Source organism: Pseudomonas sp. NUPR-001 (assembly GCF_052147955.1).
In the GTDB taxonomy this organism is placed as follows: Bacteria; Pseudomonadota; Gammaproteobacteria; order Pseudomonadales; family Pseudomonadaceae; genus Aquipseudomonas.
This window is the reverse complement of record NZ_CP197353.1, coordinates 4,737,913-4,758,103: the sequence shown is the minus strand read 5'-3', so window position 1 is coordinate 4,758,103 and position 20,191 is coordinate 4,737,913. Positions and strand designations below refer to the sequence as shown.

Sequence of the window (20,191 nt, the reverse complement as noted above, 5' to 3'; positions counted from 1 at the left end):
GACAGACAAACCGCAATCGCGGGTCAAGCCCGCTCCCACCTGCGGTCACTCCGGCTGAATCAACGCCACCACCGTCCACCCGGCGCTGGGCTTGAGCACGCTGTCAGGCCCGAACACATGCACCCAGCCGCTGGCGTCGCGGGCGAACAGCAAGGTCGCCCGTTCGCCATGCAGGGCCTGATAGTCCTCCCAGCCAAAAGCATCGGTCAGGTGCGTGCTGTACAACTCGGCGCCGTGGTGCATCTGGTTGGCGAGCTGTACGTATGTCAGCGCCTGACTCCCCAGAACATGACCACGGTGTTCGTCACTGGCGCGATGCTTGTCACTGCGCCGGGTTTCCAGGCCGCTGGCCAGCACGAACAAGCGCGCATGACCAAAGTCATGACGAAAGCGCGCGCAGGCCAAAGTGTTCAGCTCCCCTGAAGGCGAGAGGCCGAGCAGGTGGCCGAGGCCAACCAGGTCCAGGTGCGCATCGGCATGCTGCGAGGCAGGGTTGCCAAAGTAGGTGGGCAATCCTTCCATGCGCGCGGCACGAATATTCTCCCAGCTGGAGTCGGTCAGCAGCACGCGGCAGTCGAGTTGCTGCAGGGCTTTGGCGATGGCCCGGGCAGGTGGGTTGGCACCGACGATCAGAAAGCCGCTGGGGGCCGGTTCGGCAACTTTCAGCAGGCGGGCCAGTGGCCGTGCCGTTGCGCTTTGCAATACCACCGTGCCGATGATCACCGCAAAGGTCAGTGGCACCAGTAGTAGAGCGCCCTGGTGCCCTGCCTCGTATAACCGTACAGCGAAGATCGCCGACACTGCTGCGGCAACGATCCCGCGCGGCGCAATCCAACTGAGCAGGGTGCGCTCACGCCAGTTCAGTTGCGAGCCCCAGGTCGACAGGGCGACGTTCAGTGGCCGTGCAATCAACTGGATCACCAGCAACAGCGCCAGCACGGCCGGGCCCAGGCCGATCAGGGCGTTCAGGTCCAGGCGTGCCGCCAGGAGGATGAACAGCCCGGAAATCAGCAGCACACTCAAGTTTTCCTTGAAGTGCAGAATCTGCCGGACATCCACCCCTTTCATATTGGCCAGCCACATCCCCATGATGGTCACCGCCAGCAAACCGGATTCATGCATGACCTGGTTGGAGGCGATGAAAATTCCCAGCACGGCAGCCAGTGAGGCGAGGTTGTGCAGGTATTCGGGAAGCCACTGTTCACGCATGATCTGACCGAGAATCCAGCCGCCAGCGGCGCCAAAGGCACTGCCGCAGAGAATCACTCCGGCAAAGGTCATCAGGCTGTGGCTCAGCCCTTCGCCTGCGGCGCTGGCAATGATGAAGCTGTAGACCACCACGGCAAGCAGGGCGCCGATCGGGTCAATGACGATGCCTTCCCAGCGCAGGATATTGGCAATGGTTGATTTCGGCCGTACCACGCGCAGCATCGGCACGATCACTGTTGGGCCGGTGACCAGGGTCAAGGTGCCGAACAAGGTCGCCAGCATCCAGTCAAAGCCGAGCAGCCAGTGGGTTGCCAGGGTAATGATGATCCAGGTCGACAGCGCGCCGAGGGTCACCATGCGCTGCACCACCGAGCCGATCTCGCTCCACTGCGACAAGTGCAGGGTCAGGCTGCCCTCGAACAGAATCAGTGCCACCGCCAGCGACACCAGCGGCATCAGCAGCGGGCCGAACATTTCTTGCGGGTCGAGCCAGCCCAGCACCGGGCCGGCCAGAATACCGCTGAGCAGAAGGAAGAGAATGGCCGGTAGTTTCAGGCGCCAGGCCAACCACTGGCAGGCGAGGGCGGCAGCTCCGATGCCGCCGAAGGTCAGCAAAATCTGTTCTTCGCTCATTCCAATTCCCTATGCCAACCGTGTTGTGGAAGACTAGCGTTTATTTTTCGTTTATGTCTTTTGCCTTCGAGTTGTCATGCCCGCACTAGAGCATCCCCTGATTGACCAGTTCCTTGATGCCCTGTGGCTGGAAAAAGGCCTGGCCGACAATACCCGCGAGTCCTACCGCAGTGACCTGGCGCTGTTCAATGGTTGGCTGCAGGAGCACGGTGTGGCATTACCTGACGCCGGGCGCGAGCTGATTCTCGATCACCTGGCCTGGCGCCTGGATCAGGGCTACAAGCCGCGCTCGACGGCGCGCTTTCTCTCTGGCGTACGCGGGTTTTACCGCTATTTGCTGCGCGAAAAGTTGATCGCTGTTGATCCAACGCTGCAGGTCGACATGCCACAGCTAGGTCGGCCGCTGCCCAAGTCGCTGTCTGAGGCCGACGTAGAAGCGTTGCTGCAAGCACCGGATCTGAGTGAAGCGATTGGCCAGCGTGACCGTGCCATGCTGGAAGTGCTCTACGCCTGCGGCTTGCGCGTCACAGAGCTGGTTAGCCTGACCCTGGATCAGGTCAACCTGCGCCAAGGCGTGCTGCGGGTGATGGGCAAGGGCAGTAAAGAGCGCCTGGTGCCGATGGGCGAAGAGGCGGTGGTATGGCTGGAGCGCTACGTGCGCGATGGGCGCAATGAAATGCTCAACGGGCGCCCGAGCGATGTGCTGTTCCCCAGCCTGCGCGGCGAGCAGATGACCCGCCAGACCTTCTGGCATCGGATCAAGCATCAGGCCCAGGTGGCGGGTATCAGCAAGAGCCTGTCGCCGCATACCCTGCGCCATGCCTTCGCCACTCACTTGCTCAACCATGGCGCTGATCTGCGTGTGGTGCAGATGCTGCTGGGGCATAGCGATTTGTCGACTACCCAGATCTACACCCATGTCGCCCGGGCACGTTTGCAGGAGCTGCATGCCCGTCATCACCCCAGAGGTTGATCGCTGGCGCGTGTCGCGTGCGGGGTCGGTCTGTGCCGACAGGTTGTGGTAGGCTTGGACGGTTTGTATCAAGGGCCGTCCGAGCGCCGCCATTTCAGTCTGCGTGCTGCGTGACCGACCCTTTGCCCGCCTTCAGGAGTTTCCATGCGCGTGACCCAGATTATCGCCACCGCCGCCCTGGCGCTGGTCAGCACCTTTGCCGCTGCCGCCGACAACGCCGAGCAGGCGATCCGCAAGACCTTGCAGACGCTGGACATCGGCGTGCCCGTCGAGAGTGTTGCCACCAGCCCGCTGAACGGTCTGTATGAAGTCAAGCTCGCAGGTGGTCGCGTGCTGTATGCCAGCGCCGACGGCCAGTTCGTGGTGCAGGGCTATCTGTTTCAGATTCAGGACGGTAAACCGGTCAACCTGACCGAAAAAACCGAGCGTCAGGCCATCGCCAAGAGCATTAATGCTATTCCAGCGGCCGAGATGGTGGTTTATCCTGCCAAGGGCGAAACCAAATCGCACATCACTGTGTTTACCGACACGACCTGCCCGTACTGCCACAAGCTGCACGCCGAAGTCCCTGAGTTGAACCGCCGCGGTATCGAAGTGCGTTACGTTGCCTTCCCGCGCCAGGGTCTCGGTTCCCCGGGCGATGAACAATTGCAAGCCGTTTGGTGCTCCAGCGACCGTAAAGGCGCACTGGACAAAATGATCGACGGCAAAGAAATCAAGGCTGCCAAGTGCGCCAACCCGGTTGCCAAGCAATTCCAGCTGGGCCAGTCGATTGGTGTCAACGGAACCCCGGCCATCGTCCTTGAGGACGGCCAGGTGATCCCGGGTTACCAACCGGCGCCACAGGTTGCCAAGCTGGCGTTGGCCGGCAGCAAATAAATCAACAAGCAAGCCGCCACCATGGGGAGGCGGCTGTTTTCACGAACGGCTGCAGGCCGTTCGTTCAATGGGGAGTTCACAGTGAAACCGGTCAAAGTAGGCATCTGTGGGTTGGGGACCGTCGGTGGCGGAACCTTCAATGTACTTCAGCGAAACGCCGAGGAGATCGCCCGCCGTGCCGGGCGTGGTATTGAAGTGGCACAGATTGCCATGCGTTCGCCAAACCCGAATTGCCAGATTACCGGTACCCCCATTACCGCTGACGTATTCGATGTTGCCACGAACCCGGAAATCGACATTGTCATTGAGTTGATCGGTGGCTACACCGTGGCCCGCGATCTGGTGCTCAAAGCCATCGACAATGGCAAGCACGTGGTTACCGCCAACAAGGCGCTGATCGCTGTGCACGGCAACGAGATCTTTGCCAAGGCGCGCGAGAAAGGCGTTATCGTCGCTTTCGAAGCCGCCGTGGCCGGTGGTATTCCGGTGATCAAGGCGATTCGTGAAGGCTTGTCGGCCAACCGCATCAACTGGGTAGCCGGGATCATCAACGGTACCGGTAACTTCATCCTCACGGAAATGCGCGAGAAAGGCCGGGCCTTCCCCGACGTGCTGGCAGAAGCTCAGGCCCTGGGGTACGCCGAAGCCGACCCGACCTTCGACGTCGAAGGCATCGATGCGGCGCACAAGCTGACCATTCTGGCTTCGATCGCCTTTGGTATCCCGCTGCAGTTCGACAAAGCCTATACCGAAGGCATCACGAAGCTGACCACCGCTGATGTGAACTACGCCGAGGCGCTGGGTTACCGGATCAAGCACCTGGGCGTAGCACGCAGCACTGCCAACGGTATCGAGCTGCGCGTACACCCGACGCTGATCCCGTCCGACCGTCTGATCGCCAACGTCAATGGCGTGATGAACGCTGTGATGGTCAATGGCGATGCCGCCGGTTCGACCCTGTTCTACGGCGCTGGCGCCGGCATGGAGCCTACCGCCTCGTCGGTAATCGCCGACCTGGTCGACGTGGTCCGCGCGATGACCTCCGATCCGGAAAACCGCGTTCCGCACCTGGCCTTCCAGCCCGATGCGCTGTCGGCACATCCGATTCTGCCGATCGAAGCCTGCGAATCGGCGTACTACCTGCGCATCCAGGCCAAGGATCACCCAGGGGTGCTGGCCCAGGTCGCAAGCATCCTCTCGGAGCGTGGCATCAACATCGAGTCGATCATGCAGAAGGAAGTCGAGGAACAGGACGGCCTGGTGCCAATGATCCTGCTCACCCACAGTGTGGTCGAACAACGCATGAACGACGCCATTACCGCCCTGGAAGCCTTGCAGGATGTGGTCGGCAACGTGGTACGTATCCGCGTCGAACAACTGAATTGACATTAGCTGCAAGCGGTCAGCTGCAAGCTGCAAGGTAACGCCCGATAACGGGGACTTGCGGCTTGAAGCTTGAAACTTGAAGCTCACATAAAGGTTTGCACACATGCGCTACATCAGTACCCGCGGCCAGGCACCGGCCCTGAATTTCGAAGACGTCCTGCTTGCAGGCCTGGCCAGCGATGGCGGCTTGTACGTGCCGGAAAATCTGCCACGTTTCACGCAAGAAGAAATTGCTTCCTGGGCTGGCCTGCCGTATCACGAGCTGGCATTCCGGGTGATGCGCCCGTTCGTCACCGGCAGCATTGCCGATGCCGATTTCAAGAAAATCCTCGAAGAAACCTACGGTGAGTTCGCTCACGCCGCCGTCGCGCCGCTGCGTCAGCTGAACAGCAACGAATGGGTGCTGGAGCTGTTCCATGGCCCGACCCTGGCGTTCAAGGACTTTGCCCTGCAACTGCTCGGTCGCCTGCTCGATCACGTGCTGGCCAAGCGTGGCGAGCGCGTGGTGATCATCGGCGCCACCAGTGGCGACACCGGTTCGGCCGCCATCGAAGGGTGCCGTCGTTGCGACAACGTCGACATCTTCATCCTGCACCCGCATCAGCGTGTGTCGGAAGTTCAGCGCCGGCAGATGACCACCATCTTCGGTGAGAACATCCACAACATCGCCATCGAAGGCAACTTCGACGACTGCCAGGAAATGGTCAAGGCCAGCTTCGCTGACCAGGGCTTCCTCAAGGGCACTCGCCTGGTGGCGGTCAACTCGATCAACTGGGCGCGGATCATGGCCCAGATCGTTTACTACTTCCACGCAGCCCTGCAGTTGGGTGGCCCGGCGCGTTCGATCGCGTTCTCGGTACCTACCGGCAACTTCGGCGACATCTTCGCTGGCTACCTGGCGCGCAACATGGGCCTGCCGATCAGCCAGCTGATCGTCGCTACCAACCGCAACGACATCCTGCACCGCTTCATGAGCGGCAATCAGTACGTCAAGGAAACCCTGCACGCGACCCTGTCGCCGTCGATGGACATCATGGTCTCGTCCAACTTCGAGCGCCTGCTGTTCGACCTGCACGGTCGTAATGGTGCAGCCATTGCCGGTCTGATGGACAGCTTCAAGCAAGGTGGCGGTTTCAGCGTCGAACAAGATCGCTGGACCGAAGCGCGCAAGCTGTTCGACTCGCTGGCCGTAGACGACGCGCAAACCTGCGAAACCATCGCTGAAGTCTTCGCCCAGACTGGTGAAGTGCTGGATCCGCACACCGCCATCGGCGTTAAAGCCGCCCGCGAATGCCGCCGCAGCCTGGATACGCCAATGGTGGTGCTGGGTACCGCGCATCCGGTCAAGTTCCCTGAAGCGGTGGAAAAGGCCGGTGTCGGCAAGGCGCTGGAGTTGCCAGCGCATTTGAGCGACCTGTTCTCCCGTGAAGAGAAGTGCACGGTGCTGGCCAACGACCTCAAGGCGGTACAGGCCTTTGTCAGCCAGCATGGCAACCGTGGCAAGCCGCTCTGATCGAGCCGAACGAAGCCCGTCACTGACGGGCTTTTTTTTGGCGGTGGGAGCGGGCTTGCCCCGCGATTGCGATTTGCCAGGCACATCGCATCGCGGGGCAAGCCCGGTCCCACGCAGTTAGATTCGTCCTTCACAACTTTAGGAAATTTCTGATAGGTAGCAATAAACCGTTTGTCTAGAGTGACGCCTGACTGCAACAGTGGGGTAAAGCACATGCGCTCACTCAAGGTCCTGATTCTGGAGGATCACCCATTCCAACTGATGGCCTTGCATCAGATGCTCAATGCCAACGGCGTATTTGACGTGCTGACCGCAGAGTCCGTGGCGGTCGCCTGCGAGGCGCTAGCGCATCGGGGACCGGTCGATATCGCCATTTGCGACTTGCAGATCGAAGGTGCAGACGGCCTGCAATTGATTCGCCACCTGGCCGAAAACAACCTGGCCCGTGCGCTGGTCATTTTGAGTAGCGCTGAGATGAGTGTGATCGACGGTGTAGCGGCGCTGGCTGAGCAGATGGGCCTGACTGTACTGGGCAGCGTGCAAAAGCCGGCCAGTTGCCTGCTCCTGAACCAGCTGTTGCGCCGTTATCTGCAGCAGGCGCCTGGCGAGCCTCAGCCTGCCACTGTGCAGCTTCCAAAAAAACTGTTGGACCTGAGCGCATCCGAACTGGCGCACAGTAAAGAGCAGTGGGTTGTTCACTACCAACCCAAGGTTGCCCTGGACGGCGCGTTGGTCGGCGCTGAGGCGCTGGTACGCTGGCAGCACCCTCGCCTGGGGACCTTGTCGCCAGCGCAGTTCATTCCGTTGTTTGAACGCGCCGACCTGATTGACACCTTGAGCTGGCATGTACTGGACCACGCGCTGGCATTTAGCACACAAGTGCAAGCATCGACTGGCAAAGCTCTGCCGGTGGCGGTCAATATTGCTCCACAACTGTTGCTGCGCGAAGACTTTCATCAGCAGGTCAAGGCCGCGTTGCAACGCCATGCGGTTGCGGCCAATGACTTGACCCTGGAAATTGTCGAAACTGCAGGCAGCACATTGAATGATCGTCAGCTTGAAGGCTTGTTGCATCTGCGCATTCTGGGCTGCCAGTTGTCTATCGACGACTTTGGCATGGGCGAATCCAATATGCAGCGTCTGCTCGAATTACCCTTCAGCGAGTTGAAGCTGCCCAGCGAGTTCGTTCGCGGCATGGGCCAGGATGGCCGCAAGGCCGCCGTGGTGGCCGGTGCCTTGATCATGGCGCAGCGCATGAACCTGAACGTGGTCGTTGAAGGCGTGGAAACTGCTGACGACCTGCAGGCGATCAAGGCACTGGGGCAGCCGGTCCTGCAAGGCTACTTCATCGCCCGGCCAATGCCGGGGGAGGCGTTGCTCGAGTGGATCGCCACTCGCAATGAAAGTGCTTTGCACGATGACTGCGAAGGAACCTTTAGCGCAGCCAGCAATCAGAGCATGCAAGGACAGTTGAGCGGCGCTTTGCTCCGGTGCTCCTCAACAGTCAGATGAAGTCCCATCAGACTTCGATTTAGCCTCGGGCGGTCTCCCCAACGTCCGGGGCTTCTTTTTGCCTGCTCATGGCGAATCGGGGAAAAACTGCTGGCTGTCTTGCAGATAGCGCTCACGCAGGTTCGGGTCCAGCCACTGTGCGTACAGGTTTGGCAATGTATCGCGGCGCAGTGACGTGAGCAGTTGGTTGATATGGCCGATGGCTTCACGCCCCAATGGCGTATCGGCGCAGCCGACGTGGATGAACTGGTAACGGGCCACGCCTTGAATGGGATAAAAGCGGTAGTCGCTGGTTTGCCAGCCCTGTTGCTGAATCAGGTAACGCGCTTCTGGCCAATAGCCCAGCAACAGCTGCAGACGCTGGCGCTTTTGCATCTCGAGCAAGTTGCTGACTGCATCATTGCCGTAGTGGCGGCTGAGCGTCTCGGTGGGCAGGGTTTTGAGCAGGGCGTCCACCGGAGGGCTGTAGCTGCGCTCGGCAACCACCCCCAGTTTCAGCGGCGTACCGGCAAGCAGTGTACGCAGGTCGACCTCCTCATTGTTCACGTAAGGCGCGAGCAGTGGCTGGTCTTGCTTACGGACCACCAACCCACTGCTCAGCACCCCGAGGCTCGGCTGTGAAAAATGCACATACTGCGCGCGCTCCGGGGTCCATAGCAGGGTAGGGTCACAGGTGAGTCGGTGCTCTTGGAGCATTTGATTGCCGCGTGCGCGATTGACCCGGATGATGCTGTGATCGTACTCGGGCATCTGCTCGATCAGCAGGGGCAGCAGCTGGTCCACCACCCCCTGGCCTTTGCTCGAGCCTTCGAAAATGGTCAGGGGCGGCAGGTCGCGCAGCACCCAGAGCATGCGCTCCTTGGCCCAGGCCGCAGCGGGAATGGCACTCAGCAAGGTACAGCTCAGCAGTGACAACAGCGTACGACAGCGCAGGCGCCCGCGTTTGCTCATGTACGAGTCTCCACCCTCAGGCTGGTAACAGGATTAGTTGCGACGTGTCATACCGCGCCCTGCTCACGCAGGCGGGCGATGGCCGGTGCGTCATAACCCAGCTCGCCGAGCAATTGTTCGGTGTGCGCGCCCAGTTCCGGGCCGACCCATTCGCTGGAACCCGGCGTTTCCGAGAGCTTGGGCACGATCCCCGGCATCTTGAACGGTTTGCCGTCGGGCAGTTTGGCCTGCAGGAACATTTCGCGGGCGAGGAATTGCGGGTCGCTGAACATGTCTTCAGCGCTGAAGATTCTGCTGGCGGGCACCTGCGCGTCATTGAGCACCTGCATCAAGGTGTCCAGCGGCACACTACGGGCCCAACGGTCGATCACCGCGTACAGTTCGTCGCGACGCAGGTCGCGGCCGTCATTGCTGGCCAGCGCCGGGTCGTCGGCCAGGTCCTGACGGCCGATCGCTTGCATGAAGCGCTTGAAGATCGCATCGCCGTTGGCGCCGATCTGCACATGCTTGCCATCGGCACTGGTATGAATGGACGAAGGCGTGATGCCGGGCATGATGTTGCCGGTGCGTTCGCGAATAAAACCGAACACATCGAACTCGGGCACCATGCTTTCCATCATCGCGAAGATCGCCTCATACAAGGCGACATCGACCACCTGGCCTGCACCGCCATTGACCTCGCGATGACGCAAGGCCATCAGTGCACCGATTACACCCCAGAGCGCGGCAATCGAATCGCCGATGGAAATCCCGGTGCGTACTGGCGGGCGGTCTTCGAAACCGGTGATGTAGCGCAGCCCGCCCATGGATTCACCGACCGCACCAAAGCCGGGTTGGTCTTTCATCGGCCCGGTCTGGCCGAAGCCGGACAGGCGCACCATGACCAGCTTCGGATTGAGGGCGTGCAAGGTGTCCCAGCCCAGCCCGAGCTTTTCCAGCACCCCGGGGCGGAAGTTTTCGATGAGGATGTCCGCTTCGGCCAGCAGCTTTTTCAGGATCTCAATGCCTTCGGCGTGCTTGAGGTTGAGGGTCAGCGACTGTTTGTTGCGAGCCTGGACAAACCACCACAGTGACGTGCCTTCATAGAGCTTGCGCCATTTGCGCAGCGGGTCGCCGCCGTCGGGCGATTCGACCTTGATCACCTGCGCGCCGAACTCCGCGCAGATGCGCGAGGCAAACGGGCCGGCGATCAAGGTGCCGAGTTCAATGACTTTAAGGCCGGCGAGGGGTTTGCTGGGCGTAGGCATAAGGCGTCCGTGGCAGCTGGTCAGAACTCCCGTTTTTATCACAGCTGCGCCTGTGCAGATACTGCCGCGGCGCAAGGAGCCTGCGGATCGGTTAGACTGGGCGACTTTCCTTGCCGCAAGAAGCCCGTCCATGGCCCAGCCGTCCACCACCTACAAGTTTGAACTGAACCTCACCGACCTCGACCGCGGCGTGTACGAAAGCGTCAAGCAGACCATCGCCCGGCATCCGTCGGAAACCGAGGAGCGCATGGCCGTGCGCCTGCTGGCGTATGCCCTGTGGTACAACGAGCAACTGAGCTTTGGTCGCGGCCTGTCGGATGTCGACGAAGCTGCGCTGTGGGAGAAGAGTCTGGATGACCGCATCCTGCACTGGATCGAAGTCGGTCAACCGGATGCCGAACGCCTGACCTGGTGTTCGCGCCGCACCGAGCGTACCAGCCTGCTGGCCTACGGCAGCCTGCGCGTGTGGGAAAACAAGGTGATTCCGGCAGTGAAGAACCTCAAGAACCTGAACATTGCCGCTGTTCCGCAAGAGGTCCTGGAAACCCTGGCCACCGACATGCCGCGGGCGATCAAATGGGACGTGATGATCAGTGAAGGCACGGTGTTCGTGACTGACGACCGTGGCCAGCATGAAGTCCAATTGCAGTGGTTGCTCGGTGAGCGCGGCTGATTCTTGACCTGCTGATCGCGGGGCAAGCCCGCTCCTACAGAAGGCCTTGTGGGAGCGGGCTTGCCCCGCGATAACCTACCCAACTCCCCCGAAAGAACCCTCATGCGCATCGAACCACGCCCCTTGCCAGCCATCCTGCCCGCTCTCGGCGATCTACCACCGCTGCTGACCCGTCTGTACGCCGCCCGTGGCGTGCAAAGTGCCGCAGAGCTGGACAAAAGCCTGGCACGCCTGCTGCCCTACCAGCAGCTCAAGGGCATCGATGCAGCGGTCGACTTGCTGGTCGAAGCGCTGGCCGAACGCCAGCGCATTCTGATCGTTGGCGACTTCGACGCCGATGGCGCCACCGCCAGTACCGTGGGGATGCTGGGTTTGCGTTTGCTCGGCGCAGCGCATGTCGATTACCTGGTGCCCAATCGTTTTGAATACGGTTACGGCCTGACCCCGGAAATCGTCCAGGTTGCCCTTGAGCGCCAACCCCAGTTGTTGATCACCGTCGACAACGGCATTTCCAGTGTCGAAGGCGTGGCGGCGGCCAAGGCTGCCGGGCTCAAGGTGCTGGTCACCGATCACCATTTGCCCGGACATGAACTGCCGTTGGCCGATGCCATCGTCAACCCCAACCAGCCAGGCTGCACCTTCCCGAGCAAGGCCTTGGCGGGTGTCGGGGTGATTTTCTATGTGCTGATGGCATTGCGCGCGCGCCTGCGCAGCCTCGGCCACTACGACAACGCAGCGCAACCGAACATCGGCGAATTGCTCGATCTGGTGGCATTGGGCAGCGTTGCCGACGTGGTGCCGCTGGACGCCAATAACCGCATCCTGGTGCATCAGGGCCTGGAACGGATCAGGGCAGGGCGGGCACGGCCGGGACTCAAGGCAATCCTCGAGGTCGCCCGCCGCGACCATGCGCGCATCACCTCTACCGATCTTGGCTTTATTCTCGGGCCGCGGCTCAATGCCGCCGGTCGTCTGGACGACATGAGCCTGGGCATTGAATGCCTGCTCAGCGACGACCCGAACCTGGCGCGGGAGATGGCCGGTCAACTGGATGAGCTGAACCAGGACCGCAAGTCCATCGAGCAGGGCATGCAGCGCGAGGCCTTGGCCCAGCTCAAAGACTTGCCGCTGGAGTCGATGCCCTTCGGCCTGTGCCTGTTTGAACCGGACTGGCATCAGGGCGTGATCGGTATTCTTGCCTCGCGCCTGAAAGAGCGCTATCACCGGCCAACCATTGCTTTCGCCGATGCCGGTGAGGGCATGCTCAAGGGCTCGGCGCGGTCGGTGCCGGGTTTTCACATTCGTGACGCGCTGGATGCGGTCGCGGCGCGTCATCCGCAACTGATCAGCAAGTTCGGTGGCCACGCGATGGCCGCTGGCTTGTCGCTGCCGGCTGACAACTTCCCGGCCTTTGCCCAGGCGTTCGATGAAGAAGTACGCAGGCAACTGCGCGAAGACGACCTGACCGGGCGACTGTTGTCGGATGGCACGCTGGCGGTTGAAGAGTTTCACCTGGAACTGGCACGTGCCCTGCGCCATGCCGGGCCGTGGGGCCAGCACTTCCCCGAGCCACTGTTTCATGGGGTGTTTCAACTGGTTGAGCAACGGGTAGTGGGCGAACGTCACCTGAAAGTGGTGCTTAAAAGCGAGTGCGGTTCGGTCAGGCTCGACGGCATTGCCTTTGGTGTCGATCGCGAGGTGTGGCCCAACCCGACCGTGCGTTGGGTCGAGCTGGCCTACAAGCTGGATGTCAACGAGTTCCGTGGTCAGGAAAGCGTACAGCTGATGATCGCGCATATGGAACCGCGCTAACCCCGGGGGCAAAGTGGTCTAGGCTCAAAATGATTGGTCGATGAACCTGCGGGGAAGATTCTGTGGTCGGCCGGTCAACCATCTGGAGCCTTACCACTTGATTTGAGAGGTGCCCCATGAGCCTGCTGCTTGAGCCCTACACCCTGCGCCACCTGACCTTGCCCAATCGCATTGCAGTTTCACCGATGTGCCAATACTCCAGTGTCGATGGCCTGGCCAATGACTGGCACCTGGTTCACCTGGGCAGCCGTGCGGTGGGCGGTGCCGGGCTGATTCTCACTGAAGCGACGGCGGTCACCGCCGATGGCCGCATCACCGCCCAGGACCTGGGCCTGTGGGATGACGCACAGATCCCGCCGTTGCAACGTATCACCCGTTTCATAACCGCCCAGGGCGCGGTACCGGGTATTCAACTGGCGCATGCCGGGCGCAAGGCCAGTACCCATCGGCCCTGGCTGGGTAAATCGGGCAGTGTCAAAGTCGAAGAGGGCGGCTGGCTGCCCATCGGGCCCTCGAAGATCGCCTTCGATCCACAGCACACCCCCCCTGCGGAAATGACCAAGGCGCAGATCGATGAGGTTATCCAGGCGTTTGTCGATGCTGCACAGCGTGCGTTGAAAGCAGGTTTCAAGGTGGTTGAAGTGCATGCCGCCCACGGGTACTTGCTGCACCAGTTCCTATCACCCTTGAGCAACCAGCGCCGGGATGAATACGGCAGTTGCTTCGAAAACCGCATTCGCCTGACCTTGCAGGTGACGGAAGCCGTGCGCGAAGTCTGGCCGGAGGAATTGCCGGTATTTGTGCGGCTGTCGGCGACCGACTGGGTGGAAGATGGCTGGAACCCGGATGAAACCGTGGCGTTGGCCAAGCGCTTGCGGGCTTTGGGTGTGGACCTGATCGACGTGTCGTCCGGTGGTACCTCGGTGAATGCCGAGATTCCTACCGGCCCAGGCTACCAGACGCAGTTTGCTGCCAAAGTGCGGGAAGAGGCAGGGATTGCCACAGGGACGGTCGGCATGATTACCGACCCGATGCAGGCTGAAACCATCTTGCGTACGGCGCAGGCCGATATCATTTTCCTGGCGCGCGAGCTGCTGCGTGATCCTTATTGGCCATTGCATGCCGATGATGACCTGGGCGGCAACAAGGCAACCTGGCCGGCGCAGTATCAGCGTGCGACCAGCCGGGCCAATCCTATTCATGAGTCAGATTTGCGCGATTGATCTGAACTGACCGGTGGGAGCGGGCTTGCCCCGCGATTGCGTTCTATCAGAAGAATCGCTATCGCGGGGCAAGTCGGATCGCCGCACCGCCGCTCCTACGTGAGTTCTCCGACTGCTCGCCAGGCTTCGTCAATTGCGGCATGGGCATAGGCGCTCCAGGCCGCATCCGAGTTGGCAATGCTGACGTTGCCCAACGGTTTGCGCGCCAGTTCCATCCATTGCTCGGTCTGTTCAGGATCGTCGTACAGGGTATTGGTGAAGCAGGCATAGCCGTGCGGCCAGCGATTGACGGTGATCGCCAGAATGTCCTGGTTGTGGTCGAAACCGCCCGGGCCGAGCATGCGTTGCAGTTGTTCGCGCAACTGCGTTTCCAGTTCTTCGAATGGGGTGCCATACAGGCGCCCACGGCCGGCACGCGCCTGGTCGCGGCTGTTCATGCCGCTGTCGGGGCTGGTTGGCACATAGACCATGTGCAAGCCGATGGGCTGCGCCGGATCGCGCGGGTGTTCATAGCCACCCATGCTGACCGGGTAGTCCAGTTTGATCCGGCTGTACGGTTGGGTGGCGGCGTAGATTTCATGCACGCCGAGCTTTTGAAAGGCCTGCCAATTGCGCACGATGACCTTGGTGTAGACCAGCGGCAACTTCACGTTCTGGCTCAGGGCGTGGGCCTGCTCGGCGGGCAGGTCGCGCAACAGGTACGGGATCATCATGTTGTAACAGGCCAGCACGCAGTGTTTGCCGCGCACCTGGGCCAGTTGCCCGTCTCGGCTGTAGCCGACATTCACTCCACCCTCGTGATTGCGCACGCTGACCACGGTACTGTTCAGGCGCAAGCGTACCGGCTGTCCTGCGCGGTCAAGCTGGCTGTAGTCGAATTTGGCCAGCACGATGTCTTCCATATCGTTGCCCGCAGCCACCGACGGAATCAGGCTGCGTACCAGCAAGCGTGCCAGCGAGGCGTTACCGTCGGGGAAGTGATAGATGTACGGTTCTTCCATTTCCGCCTGGGCTTCCTCGCCGATCGGCTCCAGGTTCATGGCGGCAAAGCCGGGGAAGCCAACGTAGTAGGCGTCTGCCGCCGCTACCGTATCAATACTCAGGGCCATGAAGTCATTGGTACGGCCCTGAAAGTACTTCACCGCCGTCGCTGACAGACCGACGTCCTTGAGCAGAAAATCCTGGTAACTGGTGCGTTCCAGGTAGGTCGTCTTGTCTGCCTGCGATTTGCCGGCCAGGTAGTCGCGGGGCGCTTCGTGCAGGTCGATCAGCGCTTGCCGGTCGCTTGGCGACAGCGGGAAGTCATTGATGAAATCGCGCACCGAGCGCGCGTTAAGCTGCTCGGGCGCGATGTCGTCAGCCACCATCGGCGTCGGGTCGCCGCTAACCAGCTTGTCTTCACCAAAGTGTTCTTTGTCGAAAAATACCCCGCGTGACAAACCCAGGTCTGGATAGAAGCTGCGGTCGAAGGCGGTTTCAAAGCGCTTGATGTCGACTCCGAGCTTTTTCAGCAGCGCGTTGACCTCGGCGCTGTACAGATGATTGGGTGACTGGAAGGCTTCGCTGCCACCGTAGCCAAGAATCATCCGCCCACCGGCGCTGAACTCGTTGCGCTTGGCATGCCCGCCAAAGTCGTCGTGGTTTTCAACGATGAGGATTTTCGCTGACGGGTGTTTTTCCCGATAGAAGAAGGCGGCTGCCAGCCCGCTGATGCCACCACCGACGACCACCAGATCGTAGGTTTCGCTGATCGGCAGTGCGTCGGTATCGAAGGTAGTCTTCTCCCAGCCCATCTGGTGGGCCACTTCGAAGGCGCCGACGTGGCTGCCGCGCAGGCCGGTCAGCGCTGGCGGGTAGTAGCGGCCGCCTTCGGCCGCTTGCAGCAGTTGCAGCGGCGTCAGGCCGGCTGCGATGCCGATAGCGACTCCATTGATGAAGTCGCGCCGGGTAATTTCCATGGGTTTCCTTACCTTAGTGTTTGAACATCACATGCCGAACGCAGGTGTAGTCCTCCAGCCCGTACAGGGACATATCCTTGCCGTAGCCAGACAGTTTCTGACCGCCGTGGGGCATTTCGCTGACGAGCATAAAGTGCGTGTTGACCCAGGTACAGCCGTACTGCAGGCGTGCTGAAAGGCGGTGAGCGCGTCCGACATCGCCGGTCCACAGAGACGAGGCCAGGCCGTAGTCCGAGTCATTGGCCCAGGTCAGCGCCTGGTCTTCATCGTCAAAACGAGTCACCGAGACCACCGGGCCGAACACCTCACGGCGGACAATCTCGTCGTCTTGCTGGGCGTCGGCGAGCACCGTCGGTTCAAAAAAGAAGCCATCACCGGGCACGGCCTTGCCACCGGTGATCAGGCGTATGTGCGGCTGAGCGATGGCACGTTCGACCATGGCGGCTACGCGATCGCGGTGTTGCGCGGTGATCAGCGGTCCGAGCTCGGTTTGCGGATCGTTCTGCAGCCCATGCTTGAGGCTGGCCACAGCCTTGCCGAGCTTTTCCACGAACTGCTCATAGATACCGCTCTGGGCGTAGATACGGCAGGCGGCGGTGCAGTCTTGCCCGGCGTTATAGAAGCCGAAGGTACGAATGCCTTCGACTGCTGCATCGATATCGGCATCGTCGAAGATAATTACCGGCGCCTTGCCACCAAGTTCCATGTGCATGCGTTTTACGCTGTCGGCAGTGCTGGCAATAATGTTGGCGCCGGTGGGGATCGAGCCGGTCAGCGACACCATGCGCACTTTTGGGTGGGTGACCAGCGGCGTGCCGACGCTCGGGCCACGGCCAAACAGAATATTCAGCACCCCGGCAGGAAAGATGTCGGCGGCCAGTTGCGCCAGGCGCAAGGCGGTCAGCGGTGTCTGTTCCGACGGTTTGAGCACCACGGTGTTACCGGCAGCCAGGGCCGGAGCGATCTTCCAGGCGACCATCATCAACGGGTAGTTCCACGGGGCAATCGAGGCGACCACACCCAGCGGGTCGCGGCGAATCATCGAGGTGTGCCCGGGCAGGTATTCGCCAGCGGCGGAGCCCGCCAGGCAACGGCTGGCGCCGGCAAAGAAGCGGAACACATCGGCAATCGCCGGGATTTCGTCGTTCAGTGCTGCGGCATAGGGTTTGCCGCAGTTGTCGGACTCCAGGCGGGCCAGCTCCTCGCCATGCGCCTCGATACTGTCCGCCAGTTTCAGCAACAACAGCGAACGGTCTTTGGGGGTGGTCTGCGACCAGCTGGTGAAGGCGTGGTCGGCGGCGCGTACGGCAGCATCGACCTGGGATTCGCTGGCCTCGTTGATTTCCACCAGGACACTGCCCAGTGCCGGGTTCAGCACTGCCAGCGCGTTGCCTTCACCGGCAATCAGTTGGCCATTAATCAGCAGTCGGGTTTGCATGTTCAGGTCCTCCTAATGTTATTTGCCGCTGCCGGCAACGCTTTCGCCGCCGCGGGTCAGGTAATAAGCGCCGAGAATCGGCAGCATGGTCACCAGCATCACCAGCATGGCGACCACATTGGTCACCGGCACATCGCGCGGCCGGCTGAGCTGGTTGAGCAACCAGATCGGCAAGGTGCGCTCGTGCCCGGCGGTGAAGGTGGTGACGATGATTTCATCGAACGACAGGGCGAAGGCCAGCATGCCGCCAGCCAGTAGCGCCGAGCCCAGGTTGGGCAGAATGATGTAGCGGAAGGTTTGCCAGCCATCGGCGCCGAGGTCCATCGATGCCTCGATCAGGCTATGGGACGTACGGCGCAGGCGGGCGATGACGTTGTTGTAGACGATCACCACGCAGAAGGTCGCGTGGCCAACGACGATGGTGAAAATCCCAGGTTCGATACCCAGGGTTTTGAACGCTGAAAGCAGGGCGATACCGGTAATGATCCCCGGCAGGGCAATCGGCAGGATCAGCATCAGCGAAATGCTTTCCTTGCCAAAAAAACTGCGCCGGTACAGCGCCGCTGACGCCAGGGTGCCCAGCACCAAAGCGATCAAGGTCGCAAGGCAGGCGACCTGCAGCGACAACTTGATGGCTTCAAGGACGTCAGGCCGGGAAAAGGCCACGCTGAACCACTTCAGGGTAAAACCCTGGGGCGGAAAGCTGAACGCCGCATCCTGGGTGTTGAAGGCATACAGAAAGATGATCAGGATCGGGAAGTGCAGAAACACCAGCCCGCCCCAGGCGGCCAGGCGCAGGCCCCAGGATGCGCGTTCAGAGTGCATCGAAAGCCCCCAGGCGTTTGACGATGGACAGGTAAATGGCGATTAGCACGATTGGCACCAGGGTGAAGGCAGCCGCCATCGGCATGTTGCCGATCGCACCCTGCTGGGCATAGACCATGCTGCCGATGAAGTAGCCGGGTGGGCCAACCAGTTGCGGCACGATGAAGTCGCCCAGGGTCAGCGAGAAGGTGAAGATCGAACCGGCCGCAATGCCGGGTACCGACAGCGGCAGAATCACTTGCATGAAGGTTTGCCGCGGCGTGGCACCGAGGTCTGCCGAAGCCTGCAGCAACGACGGCGGCAAACGCTCCAGCGAGGCCTGGATCGGCAGGATCATGAACGGCAGCCAGATGTAGACAAACACCAGAAAACGCCCCAGGTGCGAAGTCGACAAGGTACTGCCGCCCACGCCCGGGATGCCCAGAATGAACTGCAGCAGCGGCTCCAGGTTGAACTGCTGGACGAACCACTGGGCCACGCCGCCTTTGGCCAGCAACAGCGTCCAGGCGTAGGCTTTGACGATGTAGCTGGCCCACATCGGCATCATCACCGCGATGTAGAAGAAGGCCTTGATATTGCCGCTGGTGTAGCGCGCCATGTAGTAGGCGATCGGAAAGGCCAGGGTGGCGCTGGCGATCGACACGGCAATGGCCATCGTCAGGGTGCGCAGAATGATGTCGAAGTTGGCCGGGTTGAACAGTGCGGCGAAATTGGTCAGGGTCAGGGTCGGCGTGACCGCCATGGTGAAGTCGTCGAACGTGTAGAAACCCTGCCACAGCAGGCTCAACAATGAGCCCAGGTAAATCGCTCCGAACCAGATCAAGGGCGGTATCAACAGCAACGCCAGGTACAGGTTGGGGCGCCGGTACAGCAGGTTGGAGAAGCGTCGCAGGGCCAGGTTCATTTACGGACCCTCGGCCACGACGGTTTCCTGTAGCGGCGTCATGGCTTCGCGTGCCCAGCGCGCCTGCAGGCGCTGTCCGGGTTGCCAGGGCACAGCCTGGGTCTGCCATTGATTGTTGGCCTGACTGACGCTGAGCAGTTGGCCGTTGTCCAGCTTCAGTTCGTAACGGGTGGCGCTGCCCTGGTACTGGATATCGTGCAACAGGCCGCTGATCTGCACGTCATCGGTTGCCGTGGCGTGTTCGCCCAGCAGGATATGCTCCGGGCGGATCGAGAAGGGCTGTTGGCTGCCATTCAACTGGGCCGCCAGCTCGCCTCGTAGCACGTTGGAGGTACCGACGAATTCGGCAACAAAGGTCGTTGCCGGCTTCATGTACAGGTTGCGCGGTGTATCGACCTGTTCTATACGCCCGCGGTTGAACACCGCGACGCGGTCAGACATCGACAGCGCTTCAGTCTGGTCATGGGTCACGAAGATGAAGGTGATGCCCAGCTGGCGCTGCAGCTTCTTCAGTTCGCTTTGCATTTGTTCGCGCAGTTTCAGGTCGAGTGCGCCCAGTGGTTCGTCGAGCAGCAACACCCGTGGGCGATTGACCAGCGCGCGGGCCAGGGCCACGCGTTGGCGCTGGCCGCCCGACAGTTGCACCGGCTTGCGTTGCCCGTAGCCTTCCAGGGCGACCATGGCCAGGGCCTCTTCGGCGCGGGCCAGGCGTTCCTGTTTGCCGACGCCCTTAACCTTCAGGCCGTAGGCGACGTTATCGCGCACGTTCATGTGTGGAAACAGGGCGTAATCCTGGAACACGGTGTTGACGTCGCGCTGATACGGCGGTAGCCCGGCGGCTTCGGCGCCGTGAATGCGGATGGAACCGGCGCTGGGCTGTTCGAAGCCGGCAATCAGACGCAGGCAGGTGGTTTTGCCCGAGCCGGAAGGGCCGAGCATGGAGAAAAACTCGCCGTCGCGGATGTCGATCGACACCCGGTCAACGGCCTTTACCTCACCGAAACTGCGAGACACGTCGGTGAACTGGACGGCAAGGGTCATGCTGCGATACTCCC

16 protein-coding genes are annotated in these 20,191 nt (G+C 61.2%); 8 read left to right on the top strand and 8 right to left on the bottom strand.

The window, feature by feature from the left end:
- Positions 1-45 precede the first annotated feature (45 nt).
- A complete protein-coding gene (locus ACP6KB_RS21800; RefSeq protein ID WP_442109332.1) occupies positions 46-1,842 on the bottom strand; it encodes a cation:proton antiporter in 1,797 nt (598 codons plus the stop codon).
- 76 nt (positions 1,843-1,918) lie between these two features.
- On the opposite strand from ACP6KB_RS21800, the gene xerD reads away from it, so the two are divergent.
- The 5 genes from xerD to ACP6KB_RS21775 all read left to right on the top strand — a co-directional run bounded on the left by xerD (position 1,919) and on the right by ACP6KB_RS21775 (position 8,105).
- A complete protein-coding gene (gene xerD / locus ACP6KB_RS21795; protein ID WP_442109331.1) occupies positions 1,919-2,815 on the top strand; it encodes a site-specific tyrosine recombinase XerD in 897 nt (298 codons plus the stop codon).
- 144 nt (positions 2,816-2,959) lie between these two features.
- Entirely contained in the window at positions 2,960-3,694 is a 735-nt protein-coding gene (dsbC, locus tag ACP6KB_RS21790) for a bifunctional protein-disulfide isomerase/oxidoreductase DsbC (RefSeq protein WP_442109330.1), read from the top strand.
- Positions 3,695-3,775: 81 nt separating this feature from the next.
- On the top strand, positions 3,776-5,080 hold the full coding sequence (locus tag ACP6KB_RS21785) for a homoserine dehydrogenase (RefSeq protein WP_442109329.1): 1,305 nt from the start codon (positions 3,776-3,778) through the stop codon (positions 5,078-5,080).
- Between the two features lie 103 nt (positions 5,081-5,183).
- Entirely contained in the window at positions 5,184-6,593 is a 1,410-nt protein-coding gene (gene thrC, locus ACP6KB_RS21780; protein WP_442109328.1) for a threonine synthase, read from the top strand.
- A 213-nt stretch (positions 6,594-6,806) separates the two neighbouring features.
- A complete protein-coding gene (locus tag ACP6KB_RS21775; RefSeq protein ID WP_442109327.1) occupies positions 6,807-8,105 on the top strand; it encodes an EAL domain-containing response regulator in 1,299 nt (432 codons plus the stop codon).
- A 66-nt stretch (positions 8,106-8,171) separates the two neighbouring features.
- On the opposite strand, the gene ACP6KB_RS21770 is transcribed toward ACP6KB_RS21775, so the two are convergent.
- Positions 8,172-9,056 carry a TIGR02285 family protein gene (locus ACP6KB_RS21770; RefSeq protein WP_442109326.1) on the bottom strand — a complete coding sequence of 295 codons (885 nt, stop codon included), beginning with the start codon at positions 9,054-9,056 and terminating at the stop codon, positions 8,172-8,174.
- Positions 9,057-9,103: 47 nt separating this feature from the next.
- Positions 9,104-10,303 (bottom strand): CaiB/BaiF CoA transferase family protein, encoded by a 1,200-nt coding sequence (locus tag ACP6KB_RS21765; protein WP_442109325.1) that lies wholly within the window; start codon positions 10,301-10,303, stop codon positions 9,104-9,106.
- 130 nt (positions 10,304-10,433) lie between these two features.
- Between ACP6KB_RS21765 and ACP6KB_RS21760 the strand changes: the two genes are divergently transcribed.
- From ACP6KB_RS21760 to ACP6KB_RS21750, 3 genes are all read left to right on the top strand, one after another.
- Positions 10,434-10,976, top strand: a complete 543-nt coding sequence (locus ACP6KB_RS21760; protein ID WP_442109324.1) for a YaeQ family protein — start codon at positions 10,434-10,436, stop codon at positions 10,974-10,976.
- Positions 10,977-11,078: 102 nt separating this feature from the next.
- Positions 11,079-12,788: a single-stranded-DNA-specific exonuclease RecJ gene (gene recJ / locus ACP6KB_RS21755; RefSeq protein ID WP_442109323.1), complete on the top strand. Its 1,710-nt coding sequence runs from the start codon at positions 11,079-11,081 to the stop codon at positions 12,786-12,788.
- Between the two features lie 116 nt (positions 12,789-12,904).
- On the top strand, positions 12,905-14,011 hold the full coding sequence (locus tag ACP6KB_RS21750) for an NADH:flavin oxidoreductase/NADH oxidase (protein WP_442109322.1): 1,107 nt from the start codon (positions 12,905-12,907) through the stop codon (positions 14,009-14,011).
- Between the two features lie 95 nt (positions 14,012-14,106).
- Here ACP6KB_RS21750 and ACP6KB_RS21745 read toward each other — a convergent pair whose 3' ends face one another.
- The 5 genes from ACP6KB_RS21745 to ACP6KB_RS21725 are packed head-to-tail and all read right to left on the bottom strand — an operon-like array spanning position 14,107 to position 20,177.
- Positions 14,107-15,969 (bottom strand): NAD(P)-binding protein, encoded by a 1,863-nt coding sequence (locus ACP6KB_RS21745; protein ID WP_442109321.1) that lies wholly within the window; start codon positions 15,967-15,969, stop codon positions 14,107-14,109.
- Positions 15,970-15,982: 13 nt separating this feature from the next.
- Positions 15,983-17,407: a gamma-aminobutyraldehyde dehydrogenase gene (locus ACP6KB_RS21740; protein WP_442109320.1), complete on the bottom strand. Its 1,425-nt coding sequence runs from the start codon at positions 17,405-17,407 to the stop codon at positions 15,983-15,985.
- Between the two features lie 18 nt (positions 17,408-17,425).
- A complete protein-coding gene (locus ACP6KB_RS21735; RefSeq protein WP_442109319.1) occupies positions 17,426-18,232 on the bottom strand; it encodes an ABC transporter permease in 807 nt (268 codons plus the stop codon).
- Positions 18,222-19,136 (bottom strand): ABC transporter permease, encoded by a 915-nt coding sequence (locus ACP6KB_RS21730; protein WP_442109318.1) that lies wholly within the window; start codon positions 19,134-19,136, stop codon positions 18,222-18,224. The genes ACP6KB_RS21735 and ACP6KB_RS21730 overlap by 11 nt, the downstream gene beginning before the upstream one ends.
- On the bottom strand, positions 19,137-20,177 hold the full coding sequence (locus ACP6KB_RS21725; protein ID WP_442109317.1) for an ABC transporter ATP-binding protein: 1,041 nt from the start codon (positions 20,175-20,177) through the stop codon (positions 19,137-19,139).
- Positions 20,178-20,191: the final 14 nt, after the last annotated feature.